Source organism: Sphingomonas echinoides ATCC 14820, assembly GCF_000241465.1.
Lineage (GTDB): Bacteria > Pseudomonadota > Alphaproteobacteria > Sphingomonadales > Sphingomonadaceae > Sphingomonas > Sphingomonas echinoides.
Map to the genome: position 1 here is coordinate 3,435,754 of NZ_JH584235.1, position 17,724 is coordinate 3,453,477.

A 17,724-nucleotide genomic window follows, 5' to 3' on the forward strand; every position below is an offset into this window, starting at 1 on the left:
CGATGAGCGCTGCCCTTCCCACACGTCGAGATGAATCCTGGCGCTACAGCGATCTGGAGGCTGTCGCCTCGGTTTGGCCGGTCCCGATGCCCGAGTTGATCGACGTCCCCGCCGGGCAGTCGCTCGCGCGCGTCATCGTGCAGGATGCCGCGACCGATGCCGTCGCGATCCGCGATTACCGCGTGATCCTGCGCGAAGGAGCCTCGGCGACCTTCCATGTGCTCAACACCGGCGGCAAGCTCGGGCGCGTGACGATTGATGTCACCTGCCATCAGGGTTCGCATTTCGAACTCGGCGGCGCGATGCTCGGCGCGGGGGAGCAAACGCTCGAACTCGTCACCACGCTCAACCATATCGAGCCCAATGCCACTTCCAATCAGGTCGTGCGCTCGGTGCTCGGCGGGCGGGCGACGGGCTCCTATCTTGGCAAGGTCGCGGTCGCGCGCCATGCGCAGAAGACCGATGCGGCGCAGTCGGTCAAGGCGATGTTGCTCACCCGCACTGCCACCGCCAATGCCAAGCCCGAGCTCGAAATTTTCGCCGATGACGTAAAGTGCGCGCACGGCGCGACCGTCGGCGAACTCGATGCCAATGCGCTGTTCTACCTCGCGTCGCGCGGCATCGCCCCGGCAGAGGCCAAGGTGATGCTGCTGCGCGCATTCATCGGATCGGTGTTCGAGGGGATCGAAGACGCCGCCGAACGCGACCGCGTCGAGGCGGCGGCGCAGGCCGCGCTGGAGCGGATGCTGTGAGCGGGCTTGCCCTGCTCCCCTCCCTGGAAGGGAGGGGTAGGGGGTGGGTCGGCCCGTTGTTCGGGCGACCCGCATTCCGCGCGCCAACCCACCCCCAGCCCCTCCCTTCCAGGGAGGGGAGAGCATGAGCGTGCTGATCGTGCCCAAAACCGAGACCGAAGCCCTCGACCACCGCGCGGACTTCCCCGCGATCCCCGCGGGCTGGGCCTATCTCGACACCGCCGCCACCGCGCAAAAACCGCAAGCGGTGATCGATGCGATCACGCGCGGTTATGACACGACTTATGCCACGGTGCATCGCGGCGTGTACCAGCGCTCCGCCGACATGACGCTCGCCTTCGAGGCGGCGCGTCGGCGCGTCGCCGCTTTCCTGAACGCCGGGTCCGAGAATGAAATCGTGTTCGTGCGCGGCGCGACCGAGGGCATCAACCTCGTGGCGCAATGCTGGGCAGGCACGCAGTTGAAAGCGGGCGACCGCATCCTGCTGAGCCAGCTTGAACACCATTCCAACATCGTGCCGTGGCAGATGGTGGCCGAGCGCCTCGGCGTCGCGATCGACGTCATCCCGCTGACGCCCGACCATAAGATCGACCTCGACGCGATGGGGGCGATGATCACGCCTGCGCACAAGCTGGTCGCGCTGGCGCATGTCTCGAACGTGCTCGGCTCGCTGCTCGATGCCCGGCGCGCCGCCGACATCGCGCATTCGGTCGGGGCCAGGCTCCTGCTCGACGGCTGTCAGGCGGTGCCGCGCATCGCTGTCGACGTCGCCGCGCTCGATTGCGATTTCTACGTCTTCTCGGGCCACAAGCTCTACGGCCCGACCGGCATCGGCGTGCTGTGGGCGCGGCCCGAACTGCTCGACGCGATGCCGCCCTATCAGGGCGGCGGGTCGATGATCGACAAGGTCAGCTTCGCCAAAACGACCTACGCCCCGCCGCCGGGGCGGTTTGAGGCGGGCACGCCGCATATCGTCGGCGTGCTCGGGCTGCACGCCGCGATCGACTATGTCGAAAGCATCGGGCTGGACCGTATCCACGCGCATGAGACCGCGTTGGTCACGCTGACGCGCGAAGCGCTGTCGCAGATCAATTCCCTCACGCTGTTTGGGCCCGAGGATTCCGCCGGGATCGTCAGTTTCAGCATCCAGGGGGTGCATCCGCACGACATCGGCACCATCTTGGACGAAGCGGGCGTGGCGGTGCGCGCCGGGCACCACTGCGCGCAGCCGCTGATGGAGACGCTGGGCGTCGATGCGACGGCGCGCGCCAGCTTTGGCGTTTACAACACAGCAGACGATGTCGCGGCGTTGGTCCGCGGCATCGAACGAGTGACGAGGATTTTCGGATGAGCGACCGGATCGAAATCGAGGAAGTGAGCGCGGTCGAGCAGCCGCCGCGCGCGCGCGTCGAAGCCGCGGAGGAAACGCCGGGCCAGACGCTCGAGCGCAAGCGTGACTATCTCGAAGGCTTTCTCGCGCAAAAGCCAGCGGGCGATGCGCCGGGTGAGCCGGGCGGCGCGCTGTATGAGGCGGTGGTCGCCGCGCTCAAGGAAATTTACGACCCGGAAATTCCGGTCAACATCTACGATCTCGGCCTCATTTACGGCGTCGATGTTACCGAGGCGGGCCATGCCGTCGTTACCATGACGCTGACCACGCCGCATTGCCCGGTCGCCGAATCGATGCCGATGGAAGTCGAGATGCGCGTCGGCGCGGTGCCCGGCATCGGCTCGTCCGAGGTCAATCTGGTGTGGGACCCGGCTTGGGACCCGGCCAAAATGTCCGACGACGCCAAGCTCGAATTGGGCATGCTGTAAAATTCCCCTCCCGCAGGCGGGAGGGGCTAGGGGAGGGCAGTCCCGCGAAAGCCGCTGCTCCCCAGATGGAAAGCCCCTCCCCCAACCCCTCCCGCTTGCGGGAGGGGAGAAGAAGGACGAAGCCGATGACCACCACCACCCGGGTACGCCCCGCCGCCTTGATGCTGACGCCCTCCGCCGAGGATCGCATCGCCGCGCTGATGGCGAAGGCGCCCGAGGGCGCGATCGGCGTCAAGCTGTCGACGCCCAAGCGCGGCTGTTCCGGCCTCGCTTATTCGGTCGATTATGTGACCGAGGCCAAGCCGTTCGACGAACGTATCGATACCCCCGGCGGCACCTTGTTCGTCGATGGCGGGTCGATCCTGTATCTGATCGGATCGACGATGAACTGGGTCGAGGATGATTTCACCGCAGGCTTCGTGTTCAACAACCCCAATGCCAAGGGCGCGTGCGGCTGCGGCGAGAGCTTTACCGTTTAACCCGGCGACCGCTGCAACAATGCGGTGCGCAGGCATTCGCACACCAATTCGCTACGCTGGTTGAACATGCGGTGCTGGAACACGACCAGCCCGGCATCTGGGCGCGATTTGCTCGCGCGCAGTTCCGCGACCTCGGTCTCGGCGCGCAGCGTGTCGCCGACGAACACCGGCTTGGGCATCACCACCTTGTCATAGCCGAGATTGGCGACCAGCGTGCCAAGCGTGGTATCGCCGACCGACAGGCCGACCATCAGCCCGAAGGTGAAGATGCCGTTGACGACGATGCGGCCGAATTCGGTTGCGCCGGCATAGTCCGCATCGAGATGCAGCGGCTGCGGATTGTGGGTGAGGGTGGTGATCAGCAGATTGTCGGTCTCGGTCACCGTGCGGTGCAAGGCGTGCTCGATCCGGTCGCCGACCGCCCAGGCGTCGAAGTAGCGCCCGCTCATGCGGCGCGCTTTCGCGTCGCTGGAGCCAGCACGATCCTGTCTCGGCCCATCGCATCGCACCCGATCTTCGGCATTCCACATCCTTTCCTGACGAGCGCCTGGGCCCGCTGGCTTGAGGGGGCGTTCATCGCATGTCATGGGCCGGTCGATAACCCGTCAATTGACGGCGCGATCACGTTTCCGGGGCACGGGCCATGGCGAAGAAATACTATCTGACGGCCACGCTGTCCGACGGCTATGTAAAGACGATCGGCCCGACCGCGCTTGGGTTTACGCATTATTGGCGGATCGTCGCCGAGCTTGGCAATGGCAAGACCGAGGTATTCTGGGGCCACGCCAAGTCGCTCGCCGAGGCCCGCAAAAAGCACAGCGCAGCGCGCGACGCCGCCACCCAGCGCGGCTGGCGCGATTTTGCGTTCGAGGTGGTGGAGCTGGAGCGCACGCCGGGGTGACCAGGGTATCAGCGCGATATATCGCGGTTGTCGGGAGGGCCGATCTCGCAGTCGATCTGTAGCAGCTATTCCCCGTTCGACGTCACGTCATGATGCGCGATCAAGCGCACCCGTTGATCGGACATCTGGTCGCCAGCTACCGCAAGCAATAGCGGAACGCATGGCCGAAGTTGGACAAAGCTCAGGCCCATCGATCGGTCGGCAAATTGCAACAATCCTCCTCTACGGACGCGACGTGCTACCTCTTAATGTGATGTGTCGTGCCCATTATCCGCCCTATCGACCGCTGGTTCGCGGAAGAGATTTTCCCGCATGAGGCGCGCTTTCACGCGGCCGCGCGGCGCATTTGCAAGACGCGCGAGGAGGCCGAGGACTTGGTGCAGGAGGCCTTGACCCGGCTCTTCGCAATCAACGGGTGGGGTGAAATCGTCAATCCGCCCGCATATGTGCTTCAAATGCTCAGACATATCGCGATCGAGCGGATGCGGCGGCAGCGCGTTGTCGATTTCCAGCAGTTGCTGGATACCGATCACCTGGCGCTCGCCGATGAGGCACCGTCGCCTTACAGAGTTGCCGCTGGTCGCGATGCTCTGCGACGCGTCGGCGAAATGGTCGCTGCGTTGCCTGAGCGATGCCGGACCGTTCTGGTTCGCCGCCGCGTCCACGGCGAATCGGCGTCGGCGATTGCCAGGGATCTGGGAATCAGCCAGTCGACTTTCGAGAAACGGCTGGGCCGGGCAATTCAGCTTCTTGCCGCCTCCGCGCTGGTCGATGACGCGCCCTTCGAGCCCGAAGGGGCCGAGCGCAGGGGCGTAACCAAGCGCTAAAGCGGTAACGCAGCTTGTCCTGGTGACACGGTGGCGGGCGTCTTCCGGAAATCTCGATCAGCGATTTGGCGGATCGCGGACGCTGGCTCGTCTAGAGTCTTGTGGCCATAGAAAAAGCATCAAACGGGGGCAGTCCTGCATCCTCCAATCGCGACCGGCGCAAGCGCGCCGCAGCGATGGCCGCGACCTGGCTCGCGCGTTTCGAGGCTGGCGGCATGGACGAGGCGATGTTCGAACGCTGGCGCAGCGCGCATCCCGATAACGAGATTGCCTTTGCGCGCGCCCTGGCCGTCTGGAACCGGTCGGGGGGCGAAAACAGCGACCCCGTTCGCGCCGATGAAACCAACCGCCGCCAGCTGCTGCGGGGACTGGTCGCCGCAACGATGGTCGGCGTGATCGCGGTCGGCGGGTGGTCCACGCGCGCTTACGCCTGGCACTCGGCATCCTGCGCCGTCGGGGAGCGAAAACGCGTGGCGTTGCCGGATGGCAGCGTCGCGATGCTCAACACCGATAGCGAAGTCTCCTGGCGATTCTCCAAAACCGAACGTAGCCTCTGGATCAACCGTGGCGAGGTCGCTCTGGAATTGACGAGCGGACAAACCGCGCGGTTCCACGGCGCGGGTGCGGTGGCATTCTTGTCGGCCGGGCGCTTCAACATCCGCCTTCAACCCACAGCGCTCGACATCGTGGTGATGCGCGGCGAGGCGACAGCGCCGCGCTTCGCCGGGGAAACGATGACGCGCGACGCAGACACGGACGTCGTGGCAGGCCGCTTCGAGCGGCTGCTGCTGATGCGGGCGACATCCGATGTCCAGTCCGCCTCTCCCGAAGCCGTTTCGGCGGCAATTGCGTGGCAGCAGGGCGAAATCGTGTTCGACAACGAACCGCTGCACGCGGCGGTCGAGGAATATAACCGCTATCTGATGCGCAAGATCGTCATTGCCGACCCGGATTTGAAGAACATTCCGATCGGGGGGCGGTTCACCTCAACCGATGCGGCACCATTTTTGTCGTCGCTCAGGCTGGGGCTGGGGTTGCGCGTCACGACCGATGAAGGCCAGATTATCCTCAGTCGATAATTTATTTTTTGAAAATGTGGCGGGGATCGTTTCTCCAACCGTCCTGCATAACAGATGCGCAAAAGCGCAGTAGCGAGGAACCCCACTAATGATCGTGCGATATTCGCGCACGCCGCTTGTTGCGGCGATGCTTGTTATGCCTGTTGTTTTCAGTGCTCCGTCTTATGCAAGCGGTATTCAATATTTTGCAATTGATGCCCAACCGCTTTCGAGTGCTTTGACCAATTTCTCGCGTCAGGCCCATGTCCAGATCTTTTTCCCCGCCGCAAGCATCGTCAATCGCCGGGCCCCCGCTGTTAAGGGCCATTTCGGCAACCGTCAGGTGCTTGCCAAGTTGATCGCGGGCAGCGGGTTGGTCGTCCGCCAGGACGATGGCAAGACGATCGTCCTGGGGATGACCGAAGTGCCCAAGCCCAAGTCCGAACCCGGCGCTGGCGCTGCGGTTGGAAATTCGGGTGAGTCCGGCGACATTATCGTGACGGCGCAGCATCGCCGCGAGCGTGAGCAAGACGTGCCGATCGCGCTCACGGTGATCCGTGGCGACCAAATCGAATCGCGCAACATCAACACGGCCAGCGATTTGGAAAATTCCGTTCCCAGCCTGGAAGTCGATCAGCAGTTCGGCTCGGGGCAGCCGCAATATCGGCTGCGCGGTGTCGGCGGGGAAGATTATGCGGCGAACAACACCAACACCGTCGGCATCTATGTCGATGGGGTTGCCTATCCCTACGGCGTGATGACACAGGGTGCCATTTACGACGTCGAGCGGATCGAAGTGCTGCGCGGGCCGCAGGGCACCCTATACGGCCGAAATTCGACGGGCGGCGCGATCAACATCATCAGTGCACGCCCCACGCGAGATTTCCACGCCGGCGTGGATGCTTCGTTCGGCCAATATAATGCCTTCAACTTGAACGGCTTCGTCTCCGGTCCGCTCAGCAGCACGGTGGCCGCGCGCGTCGCGTTCACGACCGACCAGGGCGGTGCGTGGCAATATAATCGCGACACCGGCGAGGCGCTGGGCAACAAAAACCAGGAATCCGTGCGCGTATCGCTCCAATGGCGGCCGGACTCGGTCACGACGGTCGACCTGGTGGGAGACTATATGCGCAACAAGTCCGACGGCAGCGGGCTTCAGCTTCTGTCGGACTTCAAGGATGCGTCGGGCCGATCTTACCCGAATGATTTTCAGACCGGCAATCCGCGCCTTACCGGCTGGGGCCTCGACAAGCCCTTTGCGAACTTGATGGGGGTACCGGTCACCGCCAATCCGTTTCGGAACAACGAAGCCTATGGCGGTCATGTCGAGCTCAACCGGGATTTCGGTTGGGCGACACTGACGGGCATAGGTGCGTACCGACACTTTACGCGGCGCGAGTTTAACGACTTCGACGCGACGGCGTCGAACGAGGCGGGCACCTACTTCTTCAACGGCATCGATGTCGGCTCGCAGGAGCTCCGGCTCGCATCGCGTCAGAATCAACCGACGCGCTGGATGCTCGGCCTGTATCATGACGATGAATCGATCGACGGGGGGTTCCTGTCGGACTTCTCCGATTACGCCAAGATCGGGCGTATCCTGCAAACCACCTATAAGCAGCGCGTCCATACGTCGGCGGTGTTCGCCAATGCCGAGCAGAACATCACCCCGAAGCTCGTCCTGTCCGGCGGGCTCCGCTTCGAGCATGAGACGCGCGCGCTGAACGACTTTAAGACCATAACCGTCTGGCCCACCATCATCGACAAGGCGGCAATTTCCCGCAGTCTGGAAATGAATGAATGGTCGGGCCGGGCTGCGCTCGACTGGAGCGTGACGCGCGACGTCCATGCCTATGCCAGTGTCTCGCGCGGGGTGAAGTCGGGTGGCTTCACGACCTATAACAACAGCGTTCCGGACCAGCTCAATCCGTATAAACCCGAAAAGCTGATCGCTTATGAGGGTGGTCTGAAAACGGACTGGTTGGATCACCGCCTGCGCGTGAACCTGGCCGGCTTCTATTACGACTATCGCGACTATCAGCTGCAGGGCGTGTTCTACGCCGAAGATGGCTCTCGCAACGGACGCATCGTCAATGCGGAGAAGTCGCATCTGTACGGTGCAGAGGCGGAAATCGGATTTTCGCCGATCCACGGGCTCGAGATCAACCAATCGGTCGCCTGGAAGCGTGGCAAGTTCGACGTGTATCTGCAACCGGACAAGTCCTTCACCGACCCTGTCACGGGCGTGGTCACGACGACCTATACCAATGCCGGAGGCACGCGGATCAAGATCCCGAGCATCGATTATAAGGCGCAAGTCCATTGGCTGCTCCGCTTGCGCAACGACTGGCAGATCGACCCGGAATTCAATGTCAATTATCGCGGCGCGCGCTGGAGCACGTCGGACCTGTCGACCATCCCCGCGTTTTGGCTCGCCAATGCGAATTTCAGCATCATGCCGGCCCACAGCCAGGTGAAGGTGACGCTGTGGGTGCACAACCTGTTCGATGCCTATGTTCAGGAAACGCGTAACAGCTTCATCAGCGCGCGGACGGTATCGGTCGATCCGCCGCGCACGTACGGTGTGCGCGCTGGCATCAAGTTCTGATCCTGGTCATTGTCGGCGCGCCGTGGTCCGGCGCGCCGACGAGTTATAACCTTTCCCCGATACGGAGCACGGAAGCTCATGCGCTTGTCCCTTCCATCGACCACGCGTCGCAGCTTTCTGGTCGGGACCGCGATCGGCGTGCCCGCTTTGCTGACCCATGGGCGGGCACTTGCCGCCAGCGACCCATTCACCCAGGGCGTGGCCAGCGGCGATCCGCTCCCAAATGGTTTTGTGATCTGGACTCGCATCGCGCCCGATATCCTCGCACCCGATGGGCTCGGCGGGGCACCCGACAATATTCCGCTGCGCTGGGAAGTGGCCGCTGACCAAGCGTTTCGCCATGTGGTGCGCGCTGGCGACGCGCTCGCGCGCCATGCGATGGGGGCAACGGTGCATGTCGAGGTCGATGGCCTGCAACCGGACCGGCCTTATTGGTATCGCTTCATCGCTTATGGGGTGAACAGCCAAGTCGGCCGGGCCTGGACGGCCCCGGCCCCCGGCGCGCCGGTGCAGGCGGTGCGCTTTGCGGCGGCGACCTGCTCGCATTGGGAGCTCGGTTATTTTTCCGCCTATCGCCACATGGCGCGCGATGAGGACAGCCGGTTCACGCTGTTTCTGGGGGACTATATTTACGAAAGCGCCGGTCGTCCGTTGTCGCGAGAAAAGGGCATCGTGCGCAGCTATGGTGACCTGCCGGAGGCGGATTCGCTCGCAAACTATCGTCGTCGCTATGCGCTGCATCATAGCGATCCCGACTTGCGCGCGCTTCACGCGGCCGCACCGGCGATCGCGATCTGGGACGATCATGAAGTCCAGGACGATTATTCCGGCATTTGGTCCGAAGATCCGGCGTTAGCGCCAGCCGCGTTCGTCCGTCGACGGCAGGCGGCCTATCGCGCCTTTGTCGAGAACCTGCCGGTGCGGCTGTCGCGGGTGGTGCACGGACAGCAGTTTCGCATCAACTGGCGGCTGCAATGGGGTACGCTTGCGCAGTTTGACATGGTCGATGGTCGCCAATTCAGGTCTCCTCAAGCCTGCGCCGCAGGCTTGCCAAGCCGGAAAGGGCACGTCGCGCCGGTCGACTGCGCCGATTTCGACGACCCCTCACGCACCTATCTCGGCTTCGAGCAGGAGCGCTGGCTGTACGATGGCTGGTCGAAAAGCCACGCCCGCTGGAACGTGCTCGTCCAGAACCTGTTGGTCGCGCCGATGACGTTCGCATCGCCGCAAGGGCCTGCGCTCTGGACCGACAGTTGGAACGGTTTCGGCGCGGCGCGGCAGCGCTTGATCGACGCGATGGTCTCCAGCAGGCTCGCGAACCCGGTGACGCTCGCGGGGGACTATCACTCGTTCTGGTGCAACAACCTGTTTCGCAATTTCGACAAGCCGGAGGAGCGGCCGGTGGCGGCGGAATTCGTCGTATCCTCCATCACGTCGAGCGGCCCGCCCGAGGGCTATTACAAGGCAGCGATGCCGAACAATCCGCAGATCCGCTATTTCGATTCGTCGCATCGCGGCTACATGTCGTTCGATCTCACCCCGGCGCGACTGGATGCGCGGTGCATGGCCATTAGCGATCGCGCCGATCCGCGTGCGACGCTGAGCGTGCTGCACACGGCCTCTGTCGCGGCAGGGACGCCCGGGCTGGCCTGAACCGTCCAACCCACGATCGAGGCGGATCGGTCTTCACGGATCGAGCGGGTCCGAAGGATCGATCCGCAGCGACGCGGCAGACGGCTGGAAGAGCACTTGCGTCGGCGAGAGACGGGCACCGATGCGGCCCGGCTGGTAGCCGAGTTCCGTCTGGTTGCGGTCAGCGAAGGTAGCGCTCGCGATGTAGCGGCTCTGGTCAGGATTGGTCGAGATCAGCGCTGGCCGATCGAGCGGAGCGCCGAGCGCGGCGAGCCGGCGCGTGGCGTTCCGGAGATTGGTGGTGGTGTGTCGCGCATAGGGCTCGACGATCATCGCATCCGCTGGCAGGCCGAAGCGTTCGAGCGCTGCGCGGGCCATTTCCACCGCCTCGGCATTGCGCGTGCCACGCGGGTGGACGGTCCCGCCCGAGAACAGGACGAACGGCGCAAGCCCGGCCTTCCACAATGTGGCCGCCATCTGGACATTGAGCTTGCCCAGGGCACTTAACGGTGTCGACAGGTCCTCGGGCCCGATGCCGGGTACGATGATCGCGGTGTAGCGATAGTGCGACCAGTCGATCGTCTTGGCGCGCGCCATGGCGGCATGGTTCAAGCGCGCGTCGAGCGGCTCGAACGCGGCAGCGTCGTCCCGATCGTTGACGTCGAGCAGCGCGAGCGCGAGCCCGATGCTGGGGTCGAGCGCCGTCGCCGGAGCGTCACGCGCCGCTTCTGCCAGCGCGACCGCCGCGGCGGCATTGGCGGCGGCGCGTTCGGGATCGGGGCCGTCGATCTTCGGGTATCGGGGCGCTACACCTTGGCCGTACACACCGATCACGGCTTTGATACCACCGATTTCGCGCAGGATGCTCGCGCGAATCCCATCGTCGGACGCGGCCCGGACGCCCGTCTGGTCACCGGCACCGGCGATCGCATCGCGCTCCGAGTCGGTCCAGCGCGCCGCCTGAAGCACGCAGCGGAATTCGCCAGCGCACGCCGCGATCCGCTGGTGGCGTAGTGTTAGTATCGCGGCGACCGGCTCCGGTCGCACGCCGCGTGGCCACGCCGAAAGCACCGGGAACAGCCGGGCGGCCAGCTTGGCGATCACGCGGTCCGGTACGACGGCGGTTCCCGACGGAGCCGCCGCGACCAGCAGCACCGCACAGCCGACAATCATGCCCGCACGCAGAGCGCTTACCACGACTTGGTCAGCACGAAGCGGAAGTTGCGCCCGAAGAGCGGACGGCCATAGACCGCGACTGCGGTGCCCTGACCGAAGGCGTCGCTGCGGGTATTGCCCTCCGTCAGACCATGATTGTTGGTGATGTTGTCACCCACAACCTGGAATTGCCACGAGCCGCGCGTGTAGTTGAAGCCTACACCCAGCGTCTGATAGGCAGGCAGCTTCGTGCTGTTCAAATAGTCGACGTATTCGCGGCCAACGAAGTTCAGCGTGCCATAGATATCGAACAGATTTCGGCCGTTTTCGAAATGGAATTTCGGAATGACATGGCCGTACAATTTGGGCTCGCGGATGATCTGCTTGCCCGAGACGGCGATTGTCTGTGACGGATTATTCGGATTATAGAGATTGTTATATTGCGGATCGGCAAAGGTGATCGCCCCATTCAGCGAAAACCAGCGCACCGGCTCGACATTCGCGTCGATCTCCACGCCCTTGCTCACCGCCTTGCCGATGAACGGCACGTTGGTGGTGTATTGGGTGGTCGGGTCCGGATAGGAGCCGTTCAGCGGATTGAATTGGGTGTAATAGCCGGTCGCATAGAAATAGTTGCGGCCGAGGGACGCCTTCACGCCGAACTCATATTCGTTCGCCTTAGTATAGGTCGGCGTTGGCGCGGTGCTGAAGGCGGTGCCGGCGGTGGGCGGCACCTCGACATGGCTGGCGCGGCCATAGGCCCCGAAATGGCGGGTGAAGTCGTAATTGAGGCCAACCGTCCAGTTGGTCACTTGCGGACTGAGGCGGAACTGGTTGGCCGTGCCGGTCAACGCCATCACCGTGTTGGCGAGCGTGCCGGTCAGCGCCGTGTTCGTCACCGTCTTGGTGAAATCCTCAAAGCCGTTATAGCTGTACCATTCGTGCCGGATACCGCCGTCGAGCCGCAGTCCGCGCGTGATCTCCCAGGTATCGTTCGCATAGATAGCGAGCACCTTGGCATCGACCTTGCCGATCCCCAGCGCATTGGTGCCCGGCAACGCGCCATTATTGGTCACTTTGCCCAATATTGCGCCCGATGCAGAATAGGCGATCAAGTCGAGGGTGGCGGGCTGCCCCTGCACCTGGATCAGATATTGCTGATAATATTGGTTCTGCGTGTCGCCGTAGAAGGACGTATAGGCACCGACCTTCACGTCATGCGTGCCGAAACCGGTGGCGACCTTGTGGGTGAGGCTGAGATCGCCCTGTACCGAATAGAAGCTTGAATCCGCCGCGCGATATTGCGCCGGCATCACCAGACCCGACTGCGAATAGGGATCATAGGCCGTGTTGCTACCGGCATAGACATAGCCGAAATGATCGACCGTGCCGAACGCCTTGGTCGCGGCCGCGCGATAGCCGGCGGCATAGGCATTCGCGTCGCTGGGGTTGGTGGTCGAATAGAGCGCGTCGAACGTGTTCTTACCCTTGGTCGCGCCGCCCTTGAAGCTGACCAGCCATCCGTCGAAATCGCCTTGGTACTGGAGTCCGACATTGCCGTAGACCATGTGACGGCCGCTCGCGAGGTCGCGGTTCTGACTCCGCAGTGCGCCGTTCGCGTCCTGATAGGTGAGCGTCGTGTCGCGGAACGCCGGGGAGTTCATCGTGCCGGTGAAGTAGTTGAGCCACGGGTTCAGGGACTGTGACGGATTGGTCGGGTTGGCGATCGGGATCGGCAGGTAGAAGACGTTGTGGTCGTTCAGATAGTTGGCCGTCACTTTGACAAAGCCGTTGCTGAAGTCGTGCTTGATGTTCGCACGGATCTGGCCACCGCGATCATTCGGGAAACCGTTGTCGCGATAGCCGTCGCTGTAGCGCAGGAAGCCGCCGATGGCGTAATAGGTGTCGTGTCCAAGCGGCCCGGACTGCATCACGTCGCCGCGATACAGACCGATATCGCCGATGGTCAGTTGCGCGGCACCGCGCGATTTGCTGGTACCGCTGACGGTGATGTTGTTGACGATGCCGGCGGCTTCGGATGCGTAGATCGGGGCGGGTCCGCCCTGCACGACCTCGACCCGCTCAGTCATCAGGTCGTAGCGGTTCATGCCATCGCCCGAGTTGAAGAAGTAGCCGTCGACCTCATGGTAGAGCGGCAGGCCGTCCTGCTGAAAAATCAACATGCCGCGATCGGTCGGGATGCCGCGCAGTCGGGTGATGTTCTGCACCTCGCCGCCGGTCGTCTCGACATGGATGCCGGGAAGGTCGCCGAGCAGGTCGGCGAAGCTCTTGGGGGCGAGCTGCTTGATGTCCGCCTGCGAGAGCGAGTTGATCTGGTACGAGACATCAAAGCGGCGCTGCGCACGCGCCGAGCCGGTGACGATGATGTCGTTGCCGGTGGTGCCGGGTGCGTCCGCCGCCTGCGGATCGTCCGATGCCGGTGCGGTGGCGGGGGGCGCGGGCGTCGACGCGACCTGCGCCGAGGCTGGGGCGGTGGTGGCAAGCGCGAGTGCGGCAACAGCGCAGCCAGTGGCCAAAGTGATATTTCGCATGAGAATCCCCTTCGGAGCACCGACCCCCGATGCTCGCCCGACGTCGCGCTAGGCGGGCATGGTGACAGTTTTATTTATTATTTGAAAAATAAATACGGAATGCCCATCCTTGTCCGAAGCAGGGACGGGAGGAGTCGTATGATCAGTCGGGCGGGGTCACGCGGGATCGCGCTTCACCTGGATGAAGACGAGAAAAGCATCATGCGGTGCCTTCGCCTGTCGGGGCCGGCGTCACGGTCGGCGCTGGTCAGCACGCTCGACTTCAGCCCGGCCAAGCTCACCAAATTGTCGCAGCGGTTGCTGGCGATCGGTCTGGTGGAGGAGATGGAGGATGCCGGACCGCAGGGACGCGGGCGTCCGGCGATGCCACTGCGCATTGCACCCGGTGCGGGCTATGCCATCGGCACCACCGCGCACAAAGGCGTGCTGGATATCGCGCTGGTCGATTATGCCGGGAGCATCATCGCGCAATCGGCCGAGCCGTTCCATGATCACGATCCGCGTACGCTGTGCCGCGCGGTACGGACGCGCATCCTCGATATGATCGACCGGCATGATCTGGTCGGCGCGCGATTGCTGGGCCTGGGGATCGGGATGCCCGGTCTCGCCTCCTCGCCGGATGGCGAGCACTGGCGCACGGTACCCGAATTATGGGGAGCCCGCGACGTCCCGATCCGGGCGATGTTGGAGGATATGCTGGCGCTGCCGGTCTGGATCGAAAACGACGCCACGGCGACCGCGCTGGCCGAATATTATATGGCCGACCCGTCCGACAGAAGCGCAACCATGGTGGCCATATTGCTCGGCTACGGCATCGGCGCGGGGGTCGTCGTCGATGGGCGGTTGCTGCGCGGTGCGATGGGCAATGCCGGCGATATCGGTGCCTTTTATCCAATGGATCGGCCCCGCCCGTCTCCGGTCGATCTTTTGTCCGTGCTTCGGGCCGATGGGTGCGAGATCGATTCCGTTGCCGATGTCGGCGACAAGGCATCGCAGCACCAGGCGGTGGTCGACGCCTGGGTGGTGCGGGCGGCGGATCAATTGCGGTTGGTGGTGGAAAGTGCGCTCGCCTGGTTCGATCCCGGCCGGATCGTCCTGTCCGGCCCGTTGCCGTACGCGCTGGTGGCGCGCTTGGCCGATCGCCTGAACGCCGCCGGCATTTCTCGCGGGCCCTATTCGACGTTCATGCCGGAGGTTTTGGCATCCCGGCTCGGGGGCACCGCGATCACGCTGGGGGCTGCTTTGCTGCCCATCCACGCCAGCATCGCTCTTTAACACTGCCCGATAGGTGTCACACAAGCATTGTACCAGCCTTGGGGGATCGGGCCGGAACCATGCTGCAAACAAAAACCCCTCTCGACGGCGGGCAGCCAACCCCACGGGCCAGGCTGCGGGACCGGGCAAGCGCACTGAGACTGCCTTACGTCGCCGCGCACTATGGCAAGAGCCTGCTCTGGTGCGCGAGCGAGTCGATGTTCGCATATTTGCTGACCGAACTCGCGCATTTACCTCCGATGGCGGTGGGCTGTGTGCTCGCCGTGAGCTACATCGTCAGCGGAGCGCTGGATATCGGCGTCGGTACCGCGTTTCGGCAGCAGCTCTCGACGATTGCCGCCTGTTCACGGCTTCAGTTGGTCGGGGCCGTCACAGCTGCGGCCGCGCTGCTCATGCTGTTCAGTGTGCCGGTGGTTCACCCGGCGATGCCGCTGGTCGCGGCCGCCTCGGTCATCCTCCTGTTTCGGCTCGCCTACGCGTTCGTCGACTTGCCGCAGAACGCGATGCTGAGCCTGTTGGTGGAGAACGATGCGCGCATGTCGCTCGCATCCTTGCGCCTTGTCGCAAGCGGGCTGGCGGCGCTGACGGTCGGCGCATGGGCATCGACAATCGTCTACAGTTCCGCGTCGTACCGGCCGCTATTGCTGATCCCGGCCGCGTTGACGATCGCGGCCATCACCGTCGGTTCGAGCGGGTATCTACGACGGCGGGTCGGTGCCTGGCGAGGCGGCCTGCACTCGCCGATCGGGGCACCGTTCATCGTCCCGGGGCGGCTTCCCGTCTCTGTCTGGCGGCTCATTCTGGTGATGCTGGTCATCAATTTCGCTGCGCCGGTTTTTACCAGGGTGCTGCCTTATTATGCGGATTACCAGATCCACGACCCGCTGCTCGGATCGAGCGCGATCGCGTTCGTATCGCTCGGCGCGCTGGCGGGGCCGCCATTCTGGTACCGGGTATTGCGCGGGCGCTCGGCGGAGATTCATGTGGCGGCATCGTCCCTGGCGTTGGCCGCGGCGGCGGCGTTGTTCGGGTTGGCGGGGTGGGCCGGAGGCTCGGTGCTGGTGGCCGCCGCCGGGCTGGTGGGACTGAGCGCCGGTGGCCTCGGCATGGCGATCTGGTCCGCGTTCGGGCAGGTCGTCGCGGATGCTGGCCGCGGACGCGAAGGATTGGCCTATGGGCTGTTCACCGCTGCCGCCAAGGCGGCATTGGCGCTGGATGCGATCGGCATGGGGTGGCTGATGTCGGATGCCCGTTTCCGGGATCCTTCGAGCCCGCATCTGCTACTTTACATGACGCTGCCGTCGATCATCGCTGGCGTTATCGCGGCGCTGCTTGTGCTGGGCTGGCGGTGGGGGGCAGGTCAGCGTGTGCCGCCAGACGAAAAAATGCGCTACGGGCTGCCGGACCAGGTTTCGACGTTTTCGTCAGCGAGAGCGCAACCGATGCTACACTGAAGCGCGCCGGTTCAGTTTGGTGGACGTCGCTGCGATGCGCGAACTTCACGAGTTGTCGGAGTTCCGCTTCCGGTATCGCGAGGCGGCGGACCGCGGATCCCCCGCCTAAAACGCCGAATTTCAACGATTCTGGCGTGTCGCTGGTGACCCCTACGGATACAGTCCTGAAATTCCAGGAACCATCATTACGTCCCAGCTTCTTGATCTTGTTGCGAATACTTGAAAACTGTCGAGCCAGTGCGTCCCACAGTTTTCCGTTAAATCCGGATCAAAGTGTGGGACTTGATGTGGGACTTCATTGCGGAGTTTCAGATGGCATTGACTACTCTCAAGGTCAAACATGCAGGTCCCGGCAGACATGCCGATATGCACGGTCTTTACCTCCTCGTTCGCGACAGCGGGGCGCGATCCTGGGTGCTGCGGATGCAACACGCGGGGCGACGTCGCGATTTCGGCCTTGGACCGGCGCAGGACGTTCCTCTTGCTGATGCACGAATCCTCGCCGCGAACTTGCGCAAGGCCGTTCGCGCGGGCGAAGAACCTGAACCACGGCGTAGGGCAGGGCACAGGTCTGTACTGACCTTCGAGACGGTCACGCGCGATTGCTACGACGCCATGAAGGGTGGTTGGAAGGACCAGCGTCACGTTTCGTGGATATCGAGCTTCGAGCGCCACGTCTTTCCGCTCATCGGCGGCAAGGCCGTGACCGCGATCGACAGCGCAGCGGTCCTCACCGTGCTGGAGCCGATCTGGCTTACTGTCCCGGATACCGCAAAGCGTGTGCTGCAAAGGATCGGCACGGTGCTGGACTTTGCGCACATCAAAGGGTTCGTGCCGGAGGAGGTTTCGCTTCGATCCGTCACGCGAGGCCTCCCGCGCCAGACGCATCAGGTTACCCATCGCGCAGCGATGCCGCATGAAGATGCGCCCGCGTTCATGAAGTCCCTGTCGACGCTGCCCTCGACCTTGGGTCGCGATGCGCTGCGGCTCACGATTCTGACTGCGGTCCGATCCAACGAGGCCCGGAAGGCTGTTTGGGGCGAGTTCGACCTCGACAAGGCGATATGGTCGATCCCCGCATCGCGCATGAAAATGAAGGAAGCGCATGTCGTGCCACTGGCACCTGCGGCTGTTAAGCTTCTGAGAGCCTTGCGCCAGCGCCACCTCGAACTGCACGGTGTGGTGAAGCCGGAGAGCCTGTTGTTCAGTTTGT

15 protein-coding genes are annotated in these 17,724 nt (G+C 63.6%); 12 read left to right on the forward strand and 3 right to left on the reverse strand.

Annotation, left to right across the window (positions count from 1 at the left end):
- Positions 1-2: 2 nt before the first annotated feature.
- From ON00_RS15975 to ON00_RS15990, 4 genes are all read left to right on the forward strand, one after another.
- Entirely contained in the window at positions 3-752 is a 750-nt protein-coding gene (locus tag ON00_RS15975; protein WP_010407506.1) for a SufD family Fe-S cluster assembly protein, read from the forward strand.
- Between the two features lie 124 nt (positions 753-876).
- A complete protein-coding gene (locus ON00_RS15980; protein WP_010407507.1) occupies positions 877-2,103 on the forward strand; it encodes a cysteine desulfurase in 1,227 nt (408 codons plus the stop codon).
- Positions 2,100-2,570: an SUF system Fe-S cluster assembly protein gene (locus ON00_RS15985; RefSeq protein ID WP_010407509.1), complete on the forward strand. Its 471-nt coding sequence runs from the start codon at positions 2,100-2,102 to the stop codon at positions 2,568-2,570. The genes ON00_RS15980 and ON00_RS15985 overlap by 4 nt, the downstream gene beginning before the upstream one ends.
- Before the next feature lie 125 nt (positions 2,571-2,695).
- Complete coding sequence (locus tag ON00_RS15990) at positions 2,696-3,049, forward strand: HesB/IscA family protein (protein ID WP_010407511.1); 354 nt, start codon at positions 2,696-2,698, stop codon at positions 3,047-3,049.
- Here ON00_RS15990 and ON00_RS15995 read toward each other — a convergent pair.
- A complete protein-coding gene (locus tag ON00_RS15995; RefSeq protein ID WP_010407513.1) occupies positions 3,046-3,498 on the reverse strand; it encodes a MaoC family dehydratase in 453 nt (150 codons plus the stop codon). The genes ON00_RS15990 and ON00_RS15995 overlap by 4 nt on opposite strands.
- Before the next feature lie 194 nt (positions 3,499-3,692).
- Between ON00_RS15995 and ON00_RS16000 the strand changes: the two genes are divergently transcribed.
- From ON00_RS16000 to ON00_RS16020, 5 genes are all read left to right on the forward strand, one after another.
- Positions 3,693-3,950, forward strand: a complete 258-nt coding sequence (locus ON00_RS16000) for a hypothetical protein (protein ID WP_010407514.1) — start codon at positions 3,693-3,695, stop codon at positions 3,948-3,950.
- A 260-nt stretch (positions 3,951-4,210) separates the two neighbouring features.
- A complete protein-coding gene (locus ON00_RS16005) occupies positions 4,211-4,777 on the forward strand; it encodes an RNA polymerase sigma factor (RefSeq protein ID WP_010407515.1) in 567 nt (188 codons plus the stop codon).
- A 176-nt stretch (positions 4,778-4,953) separates the two neighbouring features.
- Positions 4,954-5,856 carry a FecR family protein gene (locus tag ON00_RS16010; protein WP_010407516.1) on the forward strand — a complete coding sequence of 301 codons (903 nt, stop codon included), beginning with the start codon at positions 4,954-4,956 and terminating at the stop codon, positions 5,854-5,856.
- Positions 5,857-6,073: 217 nt separating this feature from the next.
- Complete coding sequence (locus ON00_RS16015) at positions 6,074-8,443, forward strand: TonB-dependent receptor (RefSeq protein WP_169313342.1); 2,370 nt, start codon at positions 6,074-6,076, stop codon at positions 8,441-8,443.
- 78 nt (positions 8,444-8,521) lie between these two features.
- Positions 8,522-10,096: an alkaline phosphatase D family protein gene (locus ON00_RS16020; protein WP_010407518.1), complete on the forward strand. Its 1,575-nt coding sequence runs from the start codon at positions 8,522-8,524 to the stop codon at positions 10,094-10,096.
- Between the two features lie 33 nt (positions 10,097-10,129).
- On the opposite strand, the gene ON00_RS16025 is transcribed toward ON00_RS16020, so the two are convergent.
- Positions 10,130-11,248 (reverse strand): YdcF family protein, encoded by a 1,119-nt coding sequence (locus tag ON00_RS16025; protein ID WP_010407520.1) that lies wholly within the window; start codon positions 11,246-11,248, stop codon positions 10,130-10,132.
- Positions 11,249-11,265: 17 nt separating this feature from the next.
- Positions 11,266-13,782 carry a TonB-dependent receptor gene (locus tag ON00_RS16030; protein ID WP_010407523.1) on the reverse strand — a complete coding sequence of 839 codons (2,517 nt, stop codon included), beginning with the start codon at positions 13,780-13,782 and terminating at the stop codon, positions 11,266-11,268.
- A gap of 201 nt (positions 13,783-13,983) precedes the next feature.
- Between ON00_RS16030 and ON00_RS16035 the strand changes: the two genes are divergently transcribed.
- The 3 genes from ON00_RS16035 to ON00_RS19940 form a co-directional block, all read left to right on the forward strand.
- A complete protein-coding gene (locus ON00_RS16035) occupies positions 13,984-15,057 on the forward strand; it encodes an ROK family protein (RefSeq protein ID WP_245535587.1) in 1,074 nt (357 codons plus the stop codon).
- A 59-nt stretch (positions 15,058-15,116) separates the two neighbouring features.
- Positions 15,117-16,511 (forward strand): MFS transporter, encoded by a 1,395-nt coding sequence (locus ON00_RS16040; protein ID WP_083834125.1) that lies wholly within the window; start codon positions 15,117-15,119, stop codon positions 16,509-16,511.
- A 312-nt stretch (positions 16,512-16,823) separates the two neighbouring features.
- Positions 16,824-17,724, forward strand: a 901-nt coding sequence (locus ON00_RS19940) for a tyrosine-type recombinase/integrase (RefSeq protein ID WP_083834126.1), incomplete at its 3' end; no start/stop codon positions are given.